The sequence below is a fragment of the Allofournierella massiliensis genome, assembly GCF_004345265.1.
In the GTDB taxonomy this organism is placed as follows: Bacteria; Bacillota; Clostridia; order Oscillospirales; family Ruminococcaceae; genus Allofournierella; species Allofournierella massiliensis.
In genome coordinates, this window is record NZ_SLUM01000025.1 from 15178 (window position 1) to 34193 (window position 19016).

Below are 19016 nucleotides of genomic sequence, written 5' to 3' on the forward strand. Positions count from 1 at the left end.
GGGGTGATAAATATGAAGGTATTAGTTAGTGCCTGTATTATGGGAACAAACTGTAAATATAACGGAAAAAACAATAAAAATTTAGCAGTTATCAATTTCTTAAAGGATAAAGAAGTTATTTCTATTTGCCCAGAAGTATTAGCTGGCATGAAAATTCCTAGACCTTGTGCAGAAATTGTGAATGGGATTGTAGTAGATGAAAATGGAAATGATGTTAATTCTGAATATAATAAAGCAGTGTCAATGGCATTATCAAAAATTCAAAATGAAGATATTGATTTGGTTATATTACAATCCAGAAGTCCTACTTGTGGTGTAAATCAAATATACGATGGTAGCTTTACTGGAAAACTAATTTCTGGAATGGGATTTTTTGCGAAGGCATTAAAGCAAAGAGGATATAATGTTATTGATGTTGAAGAAGTTTAAGTTTGTCGCTTTGAATTTTTAATTGAATAACCACAGCACAAACCGCTGCTGCATGGGAGTCAACAAACCATGCAACAGCGGTTTTTTCTTTACCGTTTTTTCCTCTGGCTGATAGGCGTTCCCATTTTCTTTGATTTTTTGAGAATCCGAATCAGCCAGCGAAATTCTTCGTCTGACAGATTTTTATAGTTGATACCAAGCTGCTTGCAGTAAAGGACAACGAGCTTTTCATCCCGGCTGCCCTTGAAATTTTCGACCGCTTCCAGATTTTCTTTCAGTTCATCGGCAACGGTGGTCTGGGGCGCACTCTCACTGTCCTTTTTGTGAGCTTCCCGAATATCCCGGATAATGAGATTGAGGTCATCCAGAACCATGTGGCTGAAATATTCATCATCGCTGATATGGGCAGCTTGTAGCACTTTCAAATGCGGGTCATCTTCGCCGGGGCGATACCGTTCAATGATTTTATGCCGGACGGTATCGACAAGAGCGTTGAGATTTTGAATCTGCATGGTGGCAATCCCATCCACATAAATCTCAATATCCGCAAGAAACTTGATAAAGTCCTTATGAGTGGCAAGCTCACAGAGCAGACGGTTGTTAATCCGACCGCTTTTCAGAAGTGCCACCATCTCATCATTCAAATGCAGCTCTGTTAGTGGCGTGTTGATCTGCTCCCGGTTCTCTGTCCGGCACAGCAGATAATCAACGGAAACCCCATAGAAGTCTGCCAGCGTGACAAGATAGCCATGATTGATTTCCTTAACATTCTCTTTTTCATAACTTCCAAGAGCTGATTTAGAAATGTCCGTCAGCTTTGATAGTTCTTCCAGATTTAAGCCTTTATCCTTGCGGAGTTCCCAAAGGCGTTCCTGTATGCTTGTTGCTCCTTTCATGGGCACACGCTCCTTTCCGGCGGTTTCATTGCTGCCGCTTAACTGGATTATATCACACTTTCCGCAATCGTGGAAATTTCTGATTTTTACCCCTAATTCCTACTTTGTGGACATACGGCACAGGGCACAAAAATGTTCTATGATACAGGTAGTTCATCGATGGATTATTCCAATCGAATGACCAGCCTGTGTGGGATATGCTTCCCCGGCGATGTAGTGCCATGACTTTTGGCAGGGATGTGGAGGAACCCTGACCGAAACGAGCGTACCAAAGGGAGCGATACGCCGCTGTGAGATTCAGGGGAGGAACGACACCGGGGAGAACTGGCGAACTGACACCGAAATGATACCGAAACACGACAATCTGATAGGGGGATAGTCTACCCTATCGTTGATACTTCGGGAGATTTTAAGCGGCTCTATGACCGTAATTTTGCCGAAAATCGACCCGAAACCATACACTAAAACGGGAGGAAGCGCAATATGCCGAGAATGAGCAAAAAGAGGAAGCATGAGCTTTCCTTTTACCTCAATGACCGGGGGCGTGTCACTTACAACGAATTATGCCGGAAATGCCAGCATGGGTGCAAGCAGAGCTTCCGGGCGGTTGTGATTGACTGCCCCCGTTATTTATCCAAACGAGCAAAGAAAAAGGAGGAACACACCGAATGAATTTTGAATTTATGACGATAGACACACCCTTGCCGCCCTGTATGCCCTTTCCCAGAGCGTTGACAGGATTTCCAGTCAGCAGCACCGCAAAGGTCATGTACTGCCGGATGTTGGACGCTATGCTATCCAACGGACAGGAGGACGAGAACGGAATCCTGTTTATCTGCTTCCCTGTCACAGCCATTGCCGCAGTCCTGTTCCGCAGCCCCATGACGGTCAAGCGTTCTCTGAATGAACTGGAAACCGCCGGACTGATCATGCGAGTGCGTCAGGGCGTTGGAGAACCAAACAGGATTTATGTGCTGATACCGGGAAAGGAGGACGCTGCCCTTGCCTGATACCTCAAAGCTGGAAAAGCTCAACCGAGAGTTGGAAAAGAGTGAAAAGAAACTGCGGAAAGCCATCAATGATGAAAAGGCATTGCAGCACCAGCTAAAGCAGCTTACCCGAAAAGAACGGACACACCGGCTCTGTACTCGTGGCGGTATGCTGGAAAGTTTTCTGCAAGAGCCGGAACGCCTGACAGATGATAATGTCATGCTGTTGTTGAAACTCATTTTTCACAGGCAGGACACGCAGGAACTATTGAAGAAACTGCTGGAACGGGAGAAGCCGGAAAACCCTTAGTTTACTAAGGGCGCAATTATACACCACCCAGAGGTTGGTGCATTGCGTTCTCCGAAGGCTCCTCGCCGGAGGGCTTTGATTTTCCGCAGTCATGGTCTGCTCCAAATCATACAGGGGACGCTACGCTTCCCCTGCGCTGGCTGCCGCCAGCTACCCTTTTGTGGACTTGCCATCTGGGGACACCTTGCAATGCAAGCTGTTCCCAGCCGACAAGTTTCATAAAATATGCTATCTTTTCGATAAGCAATAAAGTATAATGAAGTCAGTAATAAATTTAGAAATTGAGGTAAAGTTATGGCATCCAGCAAAGAATATTTAGAATTTATTTTAGGTCAGTTATCTGGCTTGAATGAAATTACCTATCGAGCTATGATGGGCGAATTTGTCATTTATTATCGTGGTAAGATTGTAGGCGGTATCTATGATGATAGATTACTTGTCAAACCAGTAAAATCAGCAATAAGTTATATGCCAACGGTTTCGTATGAGTTACCTTACGAGGGAGCAAAAGAAATGTTGTTGGTAGATGAAGTTGATAATAAAGAGTTTTTGACAGGATTGTTTAATGCTATGTATAAGGAATTGCCTACCCCTAAATCGAAAAAGAAAAAATAACAAAATAATAATTTGAGAGGAAGTGTTACTGATGGAAAAGTTTAAGCCGTTTATTATACCTGTGGCATTATTGGTTCTAATTGACCAGACGGTTAAAATAGTAATTTCAAAAGTATTTATGAAATGCGAATTTGATATAATAGCCAAAGTTTTAAGATTTAATCCAGAACTAAATACTCGTTTATCTTATGCTGGAAATTTCTTCGAATTATTATCAAGTCCGTTTGTTACCATTTTATTGAATGTGTTTGTTTTGTTCCTCTTTTTTTCAGGATATATGCTATATCAGGCAAAAAGAGCACATATAAGTTTTTGGGTAAAAATAATAATGATTTGTGGCATATCGGGATGTTTATGTAGCTTGATTGATAAGCTGTTTTGGGGTGGAAGTTTAGATTTTTTGCAGATACCTACCCTTTTTATTTTTGATTTGAAAGACTGCTATCTTACAGTTGCAGAAGTTATATTTGTTGCTATTGGAATTTTGAATAGCAAAGAAATATCGGTTAAAGAGTATTTACATTTTTGTTGTAACAAATTTAGCTTGTAAACTTCTGGTTTATTATTTCTTATACATCGGGTCAACTTGTTCCGAACTTTTACAACTAAATACCCGCCGCTCACACAGCGGCACACCGAGCAGGAAATCTGAAAAAGGTCTCCTGCTTTTTTTCTGCCCAAAATGAGGTGGTAAAACGCCACCCCATCCACCAAGCATAGAAAGGAGGGACACGAAATGCCCTGTCCACACAATGAAATCACGATTGTGCAGCGAAGCCAGCGGCAGTCTGCGGTTGCCGCCGCTGCTTACCAAAGCGGCGAAAAGCTGTTCTGTGAATACGACCAGCAAGTGAAGCACTACCCGGAAAAGCGTGGTATCGTCCACAATGAAATCCTGCTCCCGGCAAATGCCCCACGGTCGTATGCAGACCGCAATACCCTATGGAATGCCGCCGAAGCGGTGGAAAAACAATGGAACTCCCAGCTTGCAAGGCGGTGGGTGCTTACCATCCCAAGAGAGATACCGCCCGACCAGTACGCTGTCCTTGTCCGGGAGTTCTGCCAGAAGCAGTTTGTTTCCAAAGGCATGATTGCTGATTTTGCCATCCATGACCCCCATCCGCCGGGACATAATCCCCACGCCCATGTCCTGCTCACTATGAGGGCAATGGACGAACATGGGAAATGGCTTCCCAAGAGCCGCAAGGTTTATGACCTTGATGAGAATGGGGAACGGATAAAGCTGCCATCCGGCAGATGGAAAAGCCACAAGGAGGATACGGTGGACTGGAACGACCAGAAGTATTGTGAAATCTGGCGGCATGAATGGGAGGTCATCCAGAACCGCTATCTGGAAGCCAATGACCGCCCGGAGCGTGTGGACTTGCGTTCCTATGCCAGACAGGGGCTTGATATTGTCCCTACTGTCCATGAGGGGGCTGCTGTCCGGCAGATGGAAAAGCGTGGTATCCAGACGAATATCGGCAACCTGAACCGGGAAATCAGAGCCGCCAACCGCCTGATGAAATCCATCCGGCAGCTTATCCAAAACCTCAAAGGCTGGATTACCGAGCTGGGAGAAAAACGGAAAGAGCTGCTTGCACAAAAAGCGGCGGAGGAAGCAACACTTCTTCCCAATCTGTTGATGAAGTATATGGAGATACGAAAGGAAGAACGGAAGGACTGGACAAGGGCTGGACAGAACCGGGGGACTTCACAGGACTTAAAGGCAGTCAGCGAAGCCCTGTCCTATCTCCGGCAAAAGGGGCTTTCCACTGTGGAGGACTTAGAAGCCTTTCTGGAATCTTCCGGGAAATCAGCCGCAGATTACCGCAATCAGATGAAGCAAAAGGAAGCCCGCAGCAAAGTGATTGACGGGATTCTTGCCAGCCGGACAGCCTGCAAGGAATGTAAACCTGTCTATGAAAAGTACCAGAAGATATTTTTTAAGAAAACAAAGGAGAAATTCAAACAGGAACACCCGGAGGTTGCCCGATATGCGAAAGCCGCCGCCTATCTTGCCAAGCATCCGGACGATAAGGATAAAACGAAAAATGAGCTGCAACAGGAGCAGGAAATGCTTCTTAGCGAAATCGCAGAGCTGAAAGTACCGCTGACCGAGGTACAGGAGGATTTGAGGAAACTGCGGGACATCCGCTACTGGGTACGGAAAGCAACACCCGGCACAGAAGAAAGCAAAGAGCCGCCCAAGAAACAGCCTATCAAAGAAGTCTTGCAGGATAAGGCTGACGAGAAAAAAGCACAAAGAACCGCCCCGGCACAGAAGAAACACAAACAACAGGATATGGAACTTTAACAGGCACTTGCCATTTTCAATCAGAGAATGTCAGGTGCTTTTCTTATTTTCAAGGAGGGATAGATTTGAATGTATTTGAAGCTGTGAAGCAGTCCGTCACAACAAGACAGGCTGCGGAGCATTATGGAATCCATGTAGGTCGGAACGGGATGGCTTGCTGCCCGTTCCATAACGATAAGACCCCAAGCATGAAGCTGGATCGGCGTTACCACTGCTTCGGTTGCGGTGCGGATGGAGATGTGATTGATTTTGCCGCTGCCCTGTATGGACTGGGAAAGAAAGAAGCCGCCGTACAACTGGCACAGGACTTCGGGCTTTCCTATGAGGACTGGAAGCCGCCGGGAAAGGCAAAAAAGCCCAAGCCCCGGCAGAAATCCCCGGAGGAACAGTTTCAGGAAGCAAAGAACCGCTGCTTCCGTATTCTTGCCGATTATCTCCACCTGCTCCGGGCATGGAGAAAGGATTATGTCCCGCACTCCCCGGAGGAAGCCTTTCATCCCCGGTTTGTGGAAGCCTTACAGAAGCAAGACCATGTGGAATATCTGCTGGATGTGCTGCTGTTCGGGGAGACAGAGGAAAAAGCGGCTTTGATTACGGACTACGGAAAGGATGTGATACAGCTTGAACAGCGAATGGCAGAGCTTGCAGCCGCAGACGCAGCAAGAACTAAAAAACACCATGAACGCCATGCAGCCGCCCCAGAGCATTGAGGAAATCAAGGCGGGGCTGGAAACCACCGAGAAAGGCGGTGTCCGTCAGAGCATACGGAACTGCCTGACCGTATTCCAACGTGACCCGCTGCTTTCCGGGGCTATCGCATACAACATCCTGACTGACCGCAAGGACATCATAAAGCCCATCGGTTTTCACAGGGAAAGCACCGCCCTGAACGATACGGACATGAAGTATCTGCTTCTTTATCTGGAAGAAACCTACGGGCTTACCAATGAGAAAAAGATTGATAACGCCATCGGGATTGTGGCGAATGAAAACAAGTACCATCCCATTCGGGACTATCTCAATTCCCTTATGTGGGACGGTACAGAACGAATCCGTTTCTGCCTGCGGCACTTTCTGGGGGCTGACGCAGACGATTACACCTATGAAGCGTTGAAGCTGTTCCTGCTGGGTGCAATCTCACGAGCCTTTCAGCCGGGGTGCAAGTTTGAAATCATGCTCTGTCTGGTCGGCGGTCAGGGGGCTGGCAAGTCCACCTTCTTCCGTCTGCTGGCAGTCCGGGACGAGTGGTTCTCCGATGATTTGCGGAAGCTGGACGATGACAATGTGTACCGCAAGCTGCAAGGTCACTGGATTATTGAAATGTCGGAAATGATGGCAACCGCAAACGCCAAGAGCATTGAGGAAATCAAGTCATTTTTAAGCCGGCAGAAAGAGGTTTACAAGATACCCTATGAAACCCACCCGGCAGACCGCCCCCGTCAGTGCGTGTTTGGCGGTACTTCCAATGCCCTTGACTTCCTGCCCCTTGACCGTTCCGGCAACCGCCGCTTTATCCCCGTCATGGTTTACCCGGAGCAAGCCGAGGTTCACATTTTGGAGGACGAAGCTGCTTCCAGAGCCTATATCGGGCAGATGTGGGCGGAAGCGATGGAGATTTACCGAAGCGGCAGGTTCAAGCTGGCTTTCAGCCCCGCCATGCAGCGCTATCTCAAAGAACACCAGCGGGATTTTATGCCGGAGGACACCAAAGCCGGGATGATACAGGCATACCTTGATAAGTACACCGGGAGCATGGTCTGCTCCAAGCAGCTCTATAAGGAAGCCTTGAACCATGCTTTTGACGAGCCGAAGCAATGGGAAATCCGGGAAATCAACGAGATTATGAACCAGTGCATTTCCGGCTGGAGGTACTTCCAAAACCCAAGAATGTTTTCCGAATATGGCAGACAAAAGGGCTGGGAGCGTGAAAACCTGGCAACGGACTCCGGCAACCCGTCTGAAAAAACGATGGACGGTTTTGTGGAGGTCACAGAACAGATGGAGCTTCCATTCTGAAAATGACAGCCCGTTGCACCCCATGTTGCTATCCCGTTGCCGGGGAAAATCCCGAAACTATCGGCTTTTCTCCCCTATGACAACCAAAACAACAGAAAAATAAAAGAAAAGTATAAATAGTAACCATCGCCAGATTGAGATTGTTTGCAAGGTCTTTTGAAGTCCGTTGCCGGACTTCGTTGCCGACACCCTCTGTCTGGCTATTTTCATGTATGGAGGATAACTGCCTATGGCAAAAAGCAAAACAGAGATTCATGTTACAACGGTGTTTGACGGGGAACTGGACGCAACCGATGTGTTCGTCAGCCTGATTTCCCAGAAATACGGAAAGACAAATACAAAAGGATATCTTGCTAAAAAGAAAGATTTGAAGTATAATGAAGATGAGGTTCAAAAGAGCCAGATACCGTCTGGATTGTGTGGGTAAATGGCTATGATGAACGAAATGGAATATAGAACAATCGGAAAGGCACTTGCCGGGGGCTATCGTGCAGCGGTCTATTGCAGACTGTCAAAGGACGATGACCTGCAAGGCGAAAGTGCCAGTATCGCAAACCAGCGTGATATGCTGGAAAAATACTGCGAAAAGCAGGGATGGGAGGTTGTGGCGGTCTATCAGGACGATGGCTTCACAGGTCTTAATATGGAGCGTCCTGATTTACAGAGAATGTTGAGAGCCATTGAGCGCAGGCAAATCAACCTTGTCATCACGAAAGACCTCAGCCGACTGGGGCGTAACTATCTGCAAACCGGGCATTTGATTGAGGACTTTTTCCCAAGAAACGGTGTCCGCTATATCGCCATGAATGACGGTATCGACACCCTGCGGGATAACAACGACATTGCCCCGTTCAAGAATATCCTGAACGAGATGTACAGCAAGGATATTTCCAAGAAAGTCCATTCCTCTTATCTTCTGAAAGCGCAGAAAGGACAGTTTACCGGGTGTCTTGCCCCGTTTGGGTATCGGAAAGACCCGGAGGACAAAAACCATCTGCTCATTGACGAGGAAACCGCCCCGATTGTGCGGCTGATTTTCGGATATGCCCTGAACGGTCATGGTCCGAACTATATCCGCAGACGGCTGGAGGAAGAAAAAATCCCCTGCCCCACATGGTGGAACCGGGAACGGGGGCTTCGCAATACCCGCACCAAATGGGAAAAGAAAGACCCGGAAAACGGGCGGTATATGTGGGACTTTTCCGTTATCAAAGACCTTTTGATGAATCCCGTCTACACCGGGGCGATTGCTTCCCAGAAAAAAGACTACCGTTTCAAAATCGGCACGATTGGGGAAAAGAAGCCGGAGGACTGGATTGTGGTGGAGGGACAGCATGAACCGCTGATTGACCGCATGAGCTTTGACATTGTGCAGAACAAGCTGAAATCCCGCCAGCGTCCGGGGCAGACCAATGAAATCAGCCTGTTTGCCGGACTGCTAAAATGCGGCGAGTGTGGGAAGTCGCTGACGGTACGCTACACAAACGCAAAACATCCCCAGCGGATATACTCCTGCAAGACCTACAATGCCTTTGGAAAGAACCACTGCACCCAGCACCGGATTGATTATGACACCCTTTACAGCCATGTGCTGCGGAAAATCCGGGAATGTGCCAGAGCTGCCCTGATGGACGGGGAAGCGGTTTCCGACCGCCTGACCAATACCTGTGAAGCCGAGCAGCGGGAACAGCGGGAAGCAATGGAACGCTCCCTTACAAGGGACGAGGAACGGATTGAGGTTCTGGACAAAATGGTCATGCGGCTGTATGAGGATATGATTGCCGGGCGTATCAGTGAGCAGAACTTCAACACCATGCTGGAAAAGACACAGACCGAGCAGACGGAACTTAAAGCAAAAGTGTCCGAGGGCAGGAAGCGGCTGTCCGATGAAGTCCAGCTTGCCAATGACGCAAAACAATGGGTGGAAGCCATTCAGGAATACGCCAACATCACAGAGTTGGACGCAGCCACCCTCAACCGCTTAATCAAAGAAATCGTCGTGCATGAGCGCATTGACGAAGATAAAATAAGACACATTTCTATCGAAATTCATTTTAATCTCAAACCCATCCCGGAGGTGGAACAGGTCACTGCCTGACCTGTCCCGCCGGGACGGTTCTCTTAAAAACACCATATAGATTTTTTGTACGCCGCCGCCCGCCATTGAGCAGAGTTTTACACCTAATTGGGGATAAAACAGCTCATGGCGGGCGGCGGCATCATCCTGCTGGGCACCACCCTGATCCCTCTGCTGTCCGGCCTGTTTTAAGGTAGCGGCTTATGGATTTTCTCACCGACTGGCTCACGGACTGGCTCAAAGAGCTGCTGATTGGCGGGATCATGGGGAACCTGGAGGGGCTCTTTGATTACGTCAATACCCAAGTCGGAGAGATTGCGGTACAGGTGGGGACTACCCCGGCGGCGTGGAACGCCGGGGTATTTTCCCTCATCCGCCAGCTTTCCGAAACGGTGATCTTGCCGATTGCCGGGCTGGTGCTGACCTTTGTTGCCACCTATGAGCTCATTCAGATGCTTTTGGAAAAAAACAATATGCACGAGTTTGACGTGGCGAATATCTACAAATGGATATTCAAAACGGCTTGTGCCATCTTCATTCTCTCAAACACCTTTAACATTGTGATGGCCGTCTTTGACGTGTCGCAGACGGTGATCGCCCAGGCGGGCGGTCTGATCCAGGGCTCCACGGACATCACGCCGGATATGATGACGGAGCTGGAAACCACCCTGGAGGGGATGGATTTAGGGCCGCTTTTGGGCCTGTGGCTCCAGTCCTCTATCATTGGCGTTACCATGTGGGCGCTGGGCATCGTCATTTTTGTTTTGGTGTATGGCAGAATGTTGGAAATTTATTTGCTTACCAGTTTGGCCCCCATCCCTATGGCAACGATCTCCCACCGGGAGGTGGGACAGATCGGGCAGAACTATCTGCGCTCCCTGTTTGCCGTGGGCTTCCAAGGATTGCTCATTCTGGTGTGTGTTGCGATTTATGCGGTGCTGATCCAGGGAATTGCCACAGGCGGAGATCCCATTGGGGCGATTTGGGGCACCGTGGGCTATACGGTTTTGCTCTGCTTCATGCTGTTCAAAACCGGGACGATTGCGCGAAGTATCTTTAGCGCACATTGAGAAAGGGGTGTTATATGCCGAGAAGATATGGGCCCGACGGGTCGCGCCTGTGGAACGGGAAAGCGCCGGAGGACTTCAACCAGGCCGATGTTTACCGCTTTATGGCGGAAACAGAGTCCGTTTTGCAAAAGCAGGAATTGCTGGGCGGCAGGGATGACGCGAAGAAGATTGCCCAGCAGTTAGCCGAGGGGCGGGCGCAGGCCGCCCGTGAAAACGCCGCCCGGCCCGCCCCGGCAAAGGGCAAGGAGGCCAGGGATGACCGATAAGGGCACCTCTGGACAAAGTGTCCAGAAGTCCCCGGAGCTCCCGGAGGGCCTGTTCCTTATGGATGGCATTGAGGGCCTGCGCTCCCTGCCCCATCATTCTGTGGATATGCTCTTGACCGATCCGCCTTACGGCACCACCCGGAACTTTTGGGATGTGCCCCTGCCGCTCCCGGAGCTGTGGGAGGCGGTCAAGTGGGCAGTCAAGCCGGACGGCGCTGTACTGTTCTTTGCACAATGCCCCTATGACAAGGTGCTGGGGGCATCCAACCTGTCCATGCTCCGCTATGAGTGGGTATGGTACAAAAGCCGCTGCACAGGGTTTCTCAACGCCCGCCGCGCTCCGCTGAAAAAGACGGAGAATATTTTGGTGTTCTATCAAAAGCTCCCGCTTTACAATCCGCAGTTTGAGCAGGGCAAGCCCTACAAGAAAATTGCGGGCAATAACGGGAACAGCACCAACTACGGAAAATTTACCCGTTCCGGCAGCGGATCGGAGGACGGCCTGCGCTTTCCCGGAAACGTGCTGACCTTTCCAGCCGTCCAGCGCACCGTCCACCCCACGCAGAAGCCGGTGGCCCTGTGCGAGTATTTCATCAAAACCTACACCCGGCCCGGCGAGGTGGTGGCGGACATCTGCGCGGGCTCTGCCACAACAGCGGTTGCCGCCCTCAACACGGGCCGCCGCTTCATCTGTTTTGAAACCGTCCCCGCCTACTACGCCGCCGCCACAGAGCGCATCCGTCTGGCGCGGGCAACGTTGGAGGCCGGGGAGAAAGGAGTGTAACTATCGGACAGTATTCTGTGATCTATGCCGATCCCCCCTGGCGCTACACGCAAAAGGGCTTGCAGGGTGCGGCGGAGAAGCATTACCCCACAATGGGGATTGACGAGATATGCGCGCTCCCGGTGGCTGATCTGGCGGCCCCGGACAGCGTGCTTTTTTTGTGGGCTACGTTCCCCCAGCTCCCGGAGGCCCTGCGGCTGATCAATGCGTGGGGCTTTACTTACAAAAGCGTGGCGTTTGTGTGGCTGAAGAAAAACCGAAAGTCCGAGAGCTGGTTTTATGGCCTGGGCTTTTGGACGAGGGGCAACGCGGAGGTTTGCCTGCTGGCGACACGGGGACACCCAAAACGGCAGGCGGCAAACGTCCATCAATTCATTATTGCCCCGATCCAGGAGCACAGCCGAAAGCCGGACGAGGCCCGTGATAAGATCGTGGCCCTCATGGGCGACGTACCCAGGGTGGAGCTGTTCGCCCGGCAGTCCCCGCCCGGCTGGGATGTGTGGGGGAACGAGGTGGAAAGCACCGTCCCGGACTTCTGGACAAAGTGTCCAGAGGTGGGCGCGAAAGGAGGTTGATCCATGCCCTATGTGAATGTTCCCAACGACTTATCCAAAATCAAGACCAAACTGGCCTTTAACCTGACGAAACGCCAGCTTGTGTGTTTCGGGATCGCGGCGGCGGTGGGCATCCCGTCCTATCTGCTGGCCCGGAGCGCCATCGGCAACACGGGAGCCATGTTCCTGATGATGGCGGTGGCGCTCCCGGCGTTCCTGCTGGCGATGTACGAAAAAGACGGGCTCCCCTTTGAAAAGGTGGTGCGGAACATCCTGCGGGCCCGTTTCCTGCGGCCTGGGGTGAGGCCCTACCAGACGGAAAATATCTATGCCCCGTTTACCCAGCGGGGCGCTGTGAGAAAGGAGGATGCGATTGCAGAAAGCAAACAGCCCAAAGCGCGGCCCCGGAAAGGCCGCTAACCGGAAAGCTGCGTTGTCTGCCCAGCAGACGATCCCTTACCTGGTGATGCACCCGGACGGGGTGTGCCAGCTCCCCGGTGGGCTCTACACGAAAACCGTGGAATATGAGGACATCAATTATTCCGTGGCTTCTACCGAGGATCAGACGGCGATTTTCAGCGGGTGGAGCTCGTTCCTCAATTACTTTGACAGCTCCCTGCCGTTTCAGCTCTCCTTTATCAACCGCCGCTCCCGTTCCCGGAGCAAGTACAAGGTCAATATCCCCCCGGCACAGGATGACTTTGACAGCATCCGGGCCGAGTTCACAAGTATGCTGAAAAATCAGATTGCCAAAAGCAACAACGGCATCGAGCGGTCAAAGTATATCACGTTTGGCCTGCCCGCCGAGGGGATCGCGGAGGCCCGGCCCCGCCTGGAACGGGTGGAGGCCGATGTGACAGGCAATCTGAAACGGCTGGGCGTTCCCTCTGCTCCGATGGACGGGCAGGAACGACTGGCGCTGCTTCACAGTCAGATGCACCCCGGCAGCCGGGAGCCGTTCCGCTTCTCCTGGCAGGACATTCCCCGGACGGGCATGGGGACAAAGGACTTTATTGCCCCGGACAGTTTCGACTTCCGGCAATCCCGGACGTTCCGGGTGGGCCAGTATTGGGGCGCTGCGTCCTATTTGCAGATTTTGGCGTCCGAGCTCTCTGACAAGCTCCTGGCGGAAATTCTGGAGCTGGATGCGGAAATGACCGTTACCATGCACATTCAGACGGTGGATCAGCTCAAAGCCATTAAGACCATCAAGGGAAAGCTCTCCGACATTGGCAAAATGAAAGTGGAGGAACAGCGCAAGGCGGTGCGGGCCGGGTACGATCCCGACATTCTGCCCCCTGACCTGATTACGTTTTCCAAAGACGCAGCGGAGCTCCTGGCCGATCTCCAGTCCCGCAACGAGCGGATGTTCCTGCTCACGTTCACGGTCATCAATATCGCCCCCACCCGGCAGCGGCTGGAAAACGATGTGTTTACCGTGGGCGGCATCGCGCAGAAATACAACTGCGCCTTGAAGCGGCTGGACTGGCAGCAGGAGCAGGCGTTTGTGTCCTCGCTGGCCCTGGGCTATAACGAGGTGGAAATCCAGCGGGGCATGACAACCAGTTCCACGGCCATCTTCATTCCCTTTATGACCAGGGAGCTCCGTATGGCCGGGCCGTCCCTCTACTACGGCATGAACGCCCTTTCCCATAACGTCATCATGGCTGACCGCAAAAAGCTGAAATCGGCCAACGGCCTGTATCTTGGCTCAACCGGATCGGGAAAATCCTTTGCCGCAAAGCGTGAGATCATCAATGTGTTTCTCACTATCCCAAAGGATCGGATTATCATTGTTGATCCGATGGGCGAATATGCCCCGCTGGTACGGCGGCTGGGCGGCCAGGTGGTGGAGATCGCTCCCGGCTCTCCCAGCCATATCAACCCTATGGACATTCAGCTTGACCTGGACGATGACGAAAGCCCGCTTTCCATGAAAGCGGATTTTTTGTTGTCCCTGTGTGAGCTGGTGGTGGGCGGCAAGGACGGCTTGCAGCCCATCGAAAAAACCGTGATTGACCGCTGTGTGCGGCTCATTTACCGGGATATGGCCCTGGGGATCGGGGACGGCAAGCCGCCCTTGCTCCAGGACTTGTACGAGGAGCTTTTGAAGCAGCCGGAGCCGGAGGCCCGCCGTGTGGCAACCGCCCTGGAGCTCTACTGCACCGGCTCCCTTAACCTGTTCAACCACCAGACCAACGTAAAGCTCACGTCCCATATCGTGTGCATCGTTCTCAAAGGGCTGGGAGAAAACCTCCGCAAGATCGCCATGCACGTTACCAACGACTTTGTAACTTCGGCGGTCAATGTGAATTTTCACAGCGGTGTTTCTACCTGGTGCTATTTTGACGAGTTCCATATCCTGCTCCGGGACGCGCTTACCGCCAGCTACTTTGTGGCCGTGTGGAAGATGCTGAGAAAGAAAGGCTGTGTCCCCTCGGCCCTGACGCAGAACGTCAAAGACCTTTTGGCCAGCCGGGAGATTGAGGCCATTCTGGACAACACGGATTTTATGATCCTGCTGTCCCAGGCCCAAAGTGACCGGGCTATTCTGGCAAAGCAGCTCGGCATTTCGGAGCACCAGCTCTCCTACATCACCCACAGCAATTCCGGCGAGGGCCTGCTGTTCTATGGGGATGTGACGATCCCCTTTGTGGATCGGTTCCCCCGTGGGGAGATCTATAACCTGCTGACTACCCGTCCGGAGGATTTGAAGAATGAAGCGAAAACCGAATAAGCCCAAACAGGAGCCCAGGGAGCGCCCCGGCTCCTGGGAGAGCGCCGCCGATCCTGGCGGGGCCGCTGGGGGCGGCTCCTCAGGGGGTGCCGGGGCTGCGGACAACGGCACTTCTGGACAAAGTGTCCACAAGTCAAAGTTCCGGCAGAAAAGCAAACAGGAGCAGGCCGCCGCGTCCAAGCTCCGCATGGAGGAGCGCGGGGAAAAGCTGGAACGGGCAAAGGATAAGCTGGCAAAACAGAAGCCGCCCAAAAAGCCCGGCCTGGTGCGGCGGATAGGCCGGGCCGCTGGCGGGGCCGCCCACGGTTTTGTGCATGGCAAGATTTATGAGAATGAACAGGAAAACGTGGGGATCGAGGGGGCCCACCGCTCCGAGCTGGTGGGCGAGTCCGGCCTGCGGCATGGCAAGCGGTTTGTGCAAAAGAAAATCCGGCAGCACCCGGCAAAGGCTGTCCAGCGGGCCGAGTCCAAATATGTCAAGGCCACGGCGGACTATCATTTCCGCATGGCCGCCCAGGAGCACCCGGAAATGTCCGGCAACCCTGTTTCCCGGATGTGGCGCAAGCACCGCTTGAAAAAGCAGTATCAAAAGCGGGCGCGGGAGGCGGCAAAGACGGGAGCGGCAAGCGCGGCCAAAAAGACCGCCGCCGCCACGGAAAAGGCCGGGGCGAAGATCGCGGGCTTTGTGAAGCGGCATCCCGTGGGGGTGCTGCTGGCCCTGGCCTGTGTGCTCCTGCTCTTTATGATGCAGTCCTGTTCTTCTTCCCTGGTGATGCTGGGAAATTCCGGCGCGGGGGCCGTGGGCGCTACCACCTACCCCTCGGAGGACGGGGAGATCCTGGCGGCGGAGGCGGCCTATTCCGGCATGGAGGCCGAGCTGCAAAACTACCTGGACACCTATACCGCCACCCACAGCTATGACGAATACCATTTTGACCTGGACGAGATCGAGCACGATCCCTATGTGCTGATCTCTATCCTCTGTGTGCTCCATGAGGGGGAATGGACGGCGGACGAGGTGCAGGGCACCCTGGAAACCCTCTTTGACCGCCAGTATATCCTGACGGAGCGCGTGGTACGGGAAACCCGGTATGACAGCGACGGCGATCCCTACTCCTGGTACATCTGTTATGTCACGCTGGAAAACAAAAACCTTTCCCATCTGCCCCTGGAAATGATGGGCGAGGAACAGATGGCCCGCTATTCCCTCTATATGTCCACCTTGGGGAACAGGCCCGATCTGTTCCCGGAGTCAGCCTATGTGGGGAAATACATCACAAACCCGCCCGCTGACTATGACGTGCCGGAGGAATATCTGGACGATGAAACCTTTGCGGCCATTTTGGGCGAGGCGGAGAAATACCTGGGCTATCCCTATGTGTGGGGCGGCAGCTCTCCGGCCACGTCCTTTGACTGCTCCGGCTTTGTGTCCTGGGTGATCAATCACTCCGGCTGGAATGTGGGCCGCCTGGGAGCCCAGGGGCTCTATAACATCTGCACCCCCACCAGCGCACCCCGCCCCGGCGATCTGGTGTTCTTTGTCGGCACCTATGACACGGCGGGCGTGTCCCATTGTGGCATCTATGTGGGGGACGGGATGATGATCCATTGTGGCGATCCCATCCAATATGCAAACCTGAATACAAGCTACTGGCAATCTCATTTCTACGCCTACGGGCGTTTACCCTGACAAGGAGGTACTCTATGGCGGCAAGCAAGAGCCAAAAAATCCAGGCCGAGATTGATAAGGTCAAGGCCAAAATCAGCGAACAGCAGGCCCGGCTGAAAGAGCTGGAGCAAAAGCACCGGGAGGCGGAAAACGAGGAGATCGTGGACATCGTGCGGAGCATGAGCGTTTCCCTGGAGGAACTGCCCCTGGTGCTCCAGCGGCTCCGGGACGGCGGCACCTCTGGACAAAGTGTCCAGAAGTCTGAGGACGGCGGAAAGGAGGAAAATTGAAGATGAAACGCTTTCGGGTGATGGCGGCGGCGCTCTGCGCCGTCGTTCTTTTATGCGGCTTTAGTGTCCCGGCGTATGCCTACGCGGACGGCGGCGAGGGCGCGGACTACGGCGATCCCACCATGACGGAGGAAACTCCCACCCCGGAGCCCACCATTGAGCCCGGCGAGGGCTTTTCCGAAGAGGGCAGCCTTGTGACCCGCGATCTGCTCTATGACGAGCACACAAACAAGCAGTTTATTACCGTCCAGACCAGCGGCGGCAACACGTTCTATATCGTCATTGACTATGACAAGCCCGTGGACGAAGAGGGCGAACAGTACGAAACCTACTTTTTCAGCGTTGTGGATGAGGCTGATCTGCTGGCTGCGGCGGAGGCCGCTGGCGTGGAACAGGCGGTGTGCTCCTGCTCTGAAAAATGCGAGGCGGGGGCCGTCAATACGGATTGCGCCGTCTGCTCTGCCAATATGAGTAAGTGCGTGGGTGTTGAGCCGGAGCCGGAGCCCACGGAAACCCAGGAGCCCGCCCCGGAGGAGGCCGAGCCGGAAACGGGTAGCAACACAGGGATGCTCCTGGCGGTGCTGGCCGTGGCCCTGGTGGGCGGCGGAGCGGCGTTCTATTTCAAGGTGCTGCGCCCCAAACAGCAGAAAGCCGCCGCGCCCCAGGAGGACTACGGCGACGAGCTCACGGACTATGACGAGCCGGACGGCTACGGGGACGAGGACGATGACGGCCCGCCCTGGGACGAGGAGGACGATGACGGAGAGGAGGCGGACAAATGAGGTTTACCAACAGCCCCTATGAAAAGATGATGCAGCAGAAGCCCCGCCCCCAGGCTCCGGCCCCGGCAAAGCCGCCCAGGGGCTCCCGGTGCTCCGGGTGTCCCTACTGGCGCGGGATTGGCTGCGTGTCCTGCTACCGGGAGCTTATGCGGGCCCCGGCTGGCGGGAGGTGACGGCTTGGCCCGTGAACTGACACGCGAGGAAAAACGGGCGATCCGCGCCCTGGTGACAAAATGGTGTGCCAACTATGACCGGGAGTGCGGCTGCCTGCCCCTGGACTGCGAGTGCTATATGCTGGGGAAATGCTGGACGGGGGCGCTGTGCCGCTACTTTCGGGAGGCGGTGCTGCCCCTTGATCCGGCGCTGGAGGCCGCCCTCTTGACCGAGGGGCCCAGGCCGGATTTTAAGATTTGCCCTATCTGCGGCGGGCCCGTTGCCCCGGATCGGCGGCAGGCTTACTGCTCGGCGGCCTGTGCAAAGAAAGCCCACCGCCGGCAACAGCGGGAATATATGCGGAAAAAGCGGGGCTGGGGCGTTGACAATTAGGCCCCCGAAACCCCGCTGATTACAAGGCTTTCCGGGGCCGCTTTTGGGGTGGGCCGTGTGTTTCTACGGCCTGCCCCTGTTTGGCCCGGATGCTGTCAACATCTTAAAAGGAATTGAAAAGCTGTTAATCTGGAATATCGTTTGGAAAGGGGATGTCATACGCTTGAGATAAAAGCAAAATATTTTCTTTGAATACTTTTCTAAACTGCTTCATTGCTCGAGAAAACGTGGCATCTTCCCAATCTCCACTACTGTTCTTATATATTATCCCGGAATTTTTAACCGAGCTCAAACTATCCAAGAACAGATTACAGGCGTTTATCATTGCTCTCAACCAACAAATAGTATCAGAATTAAACTTATATTTGGATAAAACCGATGCAATCTCTCGCTTCATTTCAATGGCAGATTGAACACACCATGATTTTATTTCCATCTCTACTGGATTGATCAAAATACGTTTAGTTTCAAGATAGTAGAAAAGTTCTTGAATACCATTTTTTGATGTTTCAGTATATTCCCATGATACACCCCCAAATGGCGTATCAATCCCAGTAATTTTAATACCCATAGGCTCCGCTCCCTCTTATTTTATAAACCAATTATAGCATTTTCTGAGTACTATTCAATCGCAGATTTTGGCCCAATTAGGGCGATAGATAGGAGGAT

Annotated in this window: 24 protein-coding genes and 1 pseudogene; 23 read left to right on the forward strand and 2 right to left on the reverse strand. The window is 52.7% G+C overall.

What is annotated here, in order from left to right; all coding sequences use genetic code 11:
- The first annotated feature begins 12 nt into the window (after positions 1-12).
- Positions 13-429: a DUF523 domain-containing protein gene (locus tag EDD77_RS13640; RefSeq protein WP_016222237.1), complete on the forward strand. Its 417-nt coding sequence runs from the start codon at positions 13-15 to the stop codon at positions 427-429.
- 89 nt (positions 430-518) lie between these two features.
- On the opposite strand, the gene EDD77_RS13645 is transcribed toward EDD77_RS13640, so the two are convergent.
- The gene (locus EDD77_RS13645; RefSeq protein WP_058966398.1) at positions 519-1325 is read right to left on the reverse strand and encodes a helix-turn-helix domain-containing protein; all 807 of its coding nucleotides are present in this window, start codon (positions 1323-1325) and stop codon (positions 519-521) included.
- A gap of 483 nt (positions 1326-1808) precedes the next feature.
- On the opposite strand from EDD77_RS13645, the gene EDD77_RS13655 reads away from it, so the two are divergent.
- From EDD77_RS13655 to EDD77_RS13760, 22 genes and pseudogenes are all read left to right on the forward strand, one after another.
- The gene (locus tag EDD77_RS13655; RefSeq protein ID WP_002304353.1) at positions 1809-1997 is read left to right on the forward strand and encodes a hypothetical protein; all 189 of its coding nucleotides are present in this window, start codon (positions 1809-1811) and stop codon (positions 1995-1997) included.
- Positions 1994-2335 (forward strand): DeoR family transcriptional regulator, encoded by a 342-nt coding sequence (locus EDD77_RS13660; protein ID WP_058966399.1) that lies wholly within the window; start codon positions 1994-1996, stop codon positions 2333-2335. Before EDD77_RS13655 ends, EDD77_RS13660 begins: the two co-directional genes overlap by 4 nt.
- On the forward strand, positions 2328-2624 hold the full coding sequence (locus EDD77_RS13665; RefSeq protein WP_058966401.1) for a DUF3847 domain-containing protein: 297 nt from the start codon (positions 2328-2330) through the stop codon (positions 2622-2624). Before EDD77_RS13660 ends, EDD77_RS13665 begins: the two co-directional genes overlap by 8 nt.
- A gap of 294 nt (positions 2625-2918) precedes the next feature.
- Positions 2919-3239: a TfoX/Sxy family protein gene (locus EDD77_RS13670; RefSeq protein WP_058966403.1), complete on the forward strand. Its 321-nt coding sequence runs from the start codon at positions 2919-2921 to the stop codon at positions 3237-3239.
- Positions 3240-3270: 31 nt separating this feature from the next.
- A complete protein-coding gene (locus EDD77_RS13675; protein ID WP_016218015.1) occupies positions 3271-3789 on the forward strand; it encodes a signal peptidase II in 519 nt (172 codons plus the stop codon).
- Positions 3790-3975: 186 nt separating this feature from the next.
- Positions 3976-5556 (forward strand): MobQ family relaxase, encoded by a 1581-nt coding sequence (gene mobQ / locus EDD77_RS13680; protein ID WP_058966405.1) that lies wholly within the window; start codon positions 3976-3978, stop codon positions 5554-5556.
- Positions 5557-5621: 65 nt separating this feature from the next.
- Positions 5622-6266 (forward strand): CHC2 zinc finger domain-containing protein, encoded by a 645-nt coding sequence (locus EDD77_RS13685; RefSeq protein WP_040342894.1) that lies wholly within the window; start codon positions 5622-5624, stop codon positions 6264-6266.
- A complete protein-coding gene (locus EDD77_RS13690) occupies positions 6235-7572 on the forward strand; it encodes a virulence-associated E family protein (protein ID WP_058966407.1) in 1338 nt (445 codons plus the stop codon). The genes EDD77_RS13685 and EDD77_RS13690 overlap by 32 nt, the downstream gene beginning before the upstream one ends.
- Positions 7573-7801: 229 nt before the next feature.
- Positions 7802-7999 carry a hypothetical protein gene (locus tag EDD77_RS13700; RefSeq protein WP_058966410.1) on the forward strand — a complete coding sequence of 66 codons (198 nt, stop codon included), beginning with the start codon at positions 7802-7804 and terminating at the stop codon, positions 7997-7999.
- A complete protein-coding gene (locus EDD77_RS13705) occupies positions 8000-9670 on the forward strand; it encodes a recombinase family protein (RefSeq protein WP_058966412.1) in 1671 nt (556 codons plus the stop codon).
- Positions 9671-9760: 90 nt separating this feature from the next.
- Positions 9761-9841, forward strand: a pseudogene (locus tag EDD77_RS13710) (Maff2 family mobile element protein); the annotation flags it as partial.
- An 11-nt stretch (positions 9842-9852) separates the two neighbouring features.
- On the forward strand, positions 9853-10719 hold the full coding sequence (locus EDD77_RS13715) for a VirB6/TrbL-like conjugal transfer protein, CD1112 family (RefSeq protein ID WP_058966413.1): 867 nt from the start codon (positions 9853-9855) through the stop codon (positions 10717-10719).
- 14 nt (positions 10720-10733) lie between these two features.
- A complete protein-coding gene (locus EDD77_RS13720; protein WP_006575050.1) occupies positions 10734-10985 on the forward strand; it encodes a hypothetical protein in 252 nt (83 codons plus the stop codon).
- Complete coding sequence (locus EDD77_RS13725) at positions 10975-11769, forward strand: DNA-methyltransferase (RefSeq protein WP_058966415.1); 795 nt, start codon at positions 10975-10977, stop codon at positions 11767-11769. Before EDD77_RS13720 ends, EDD77_RS13725 begins: the two co-directional genes overlap by 11 nt.
- Before the next feature lie 17 nt (positions 11770-11786).
- Positions 11787-12344, forward strand: a complete 558-nt coding sequence (locus tag EDD77_RS13730) for an MT-A70 family methyltransferase (protein WP_058966417.1) — start codon at positions 11787-11789, stop codon at positions 12342-12344.
- A 3-nt stretch (positions 12345-12347) separates the two neighbouring features.
- The gene (locus tag EDD77_RS13735) at positions 12348-12743 is read left to right on the forward strand and encodes a PrgI family protein (RefSeq protein WP_058966419.1); all 396 of its coding nucleotides are present in this window, start codon (positions 12348-12350) and stop codon (positions 12741-12743) included.
- A gap of 13 nt (positions 12744-12756) precedes the next feature.
- Positions 12757-15060, forward strand: coding sequence for a VirB4-like conjugal transfer ATPase, CD1110 family (locus tag EDD77_RS13740; protein ID WP_349140354.1), 2304 nt, complete (start codon positions 12757-12759; stop codon positions 15058-15060).
- A complete protein-coding gene (locus EDD77_RS13745) occupies positions 15041-16750 on the forward strand; it encodes a C40 family peptidase (RefSeq protein ID WP_058966421.1) in 1710 nt (569 codons plus the stop codon). Before EDD77_RS13740 ends, EDD77_RS13745 begins: the two co-directional genes overlap by 20 nt.
- A 14-nt stretch (positions 16751-16764) precedes the next feature.
- Positions 16765-17019, forward strand: coding sequence for a DUF4315 family protein (locus EDD77_RS13750; protein WP_021659243.1), 255 nt, complete (start codon positions 16765-16767; stop codon positions 17017-17019).
- 2 nt (positions 17020-17021) lie between these two features.
- On the forward strand, positions 17022-17801 hold the full coding sequence (locus EDD77_RS13755; RefSeq protein WP_058966423.1) for a DUF4366 domain-containing protein: 780 nt from the start codon (positions 17022-17024) through the stop codon (positions 17799-17801).
- Entirely contained in the window at positions 17798-17974 is a 177-nt protein-coding gene (locus EDD77_RS18130) for a hypothetical protein (protein WP_007491259.1), read from the forward strand. The genes EDD77_RS13755 and EDD77_RS18130 overlap by 4 nt, the downstream gene beginning before the upstream one ends.
- A 4-nt stretch (positions 17975-17978) precedes the next feature.
- Entirely contained in the window at positions 17979-18347 is a 369-nt protein-coding gene (locus EDD77_RS13760; protein WP_006575040.1) for a cysteine-rich VLP domain-containing protein, read from the forward strand.
- Between the two features lie 124 nt (positions 18348-18471).
- On the opposite strand, the gene EDD77_RS13765 is transcribed toward EDD77_RS13760, so the two are convergent.
- Positions 18472-18918, reverse strand: a complete 447-nt coding sequence (locus EDD77_RS13765; protein ID WP_058966425.1) for a DUF6650 family protein — start codon at positions 18916-18918, stop codon at positions 18472-18474.
- Positions 18919-19016 lie beyond the last annotated feature (98 nt).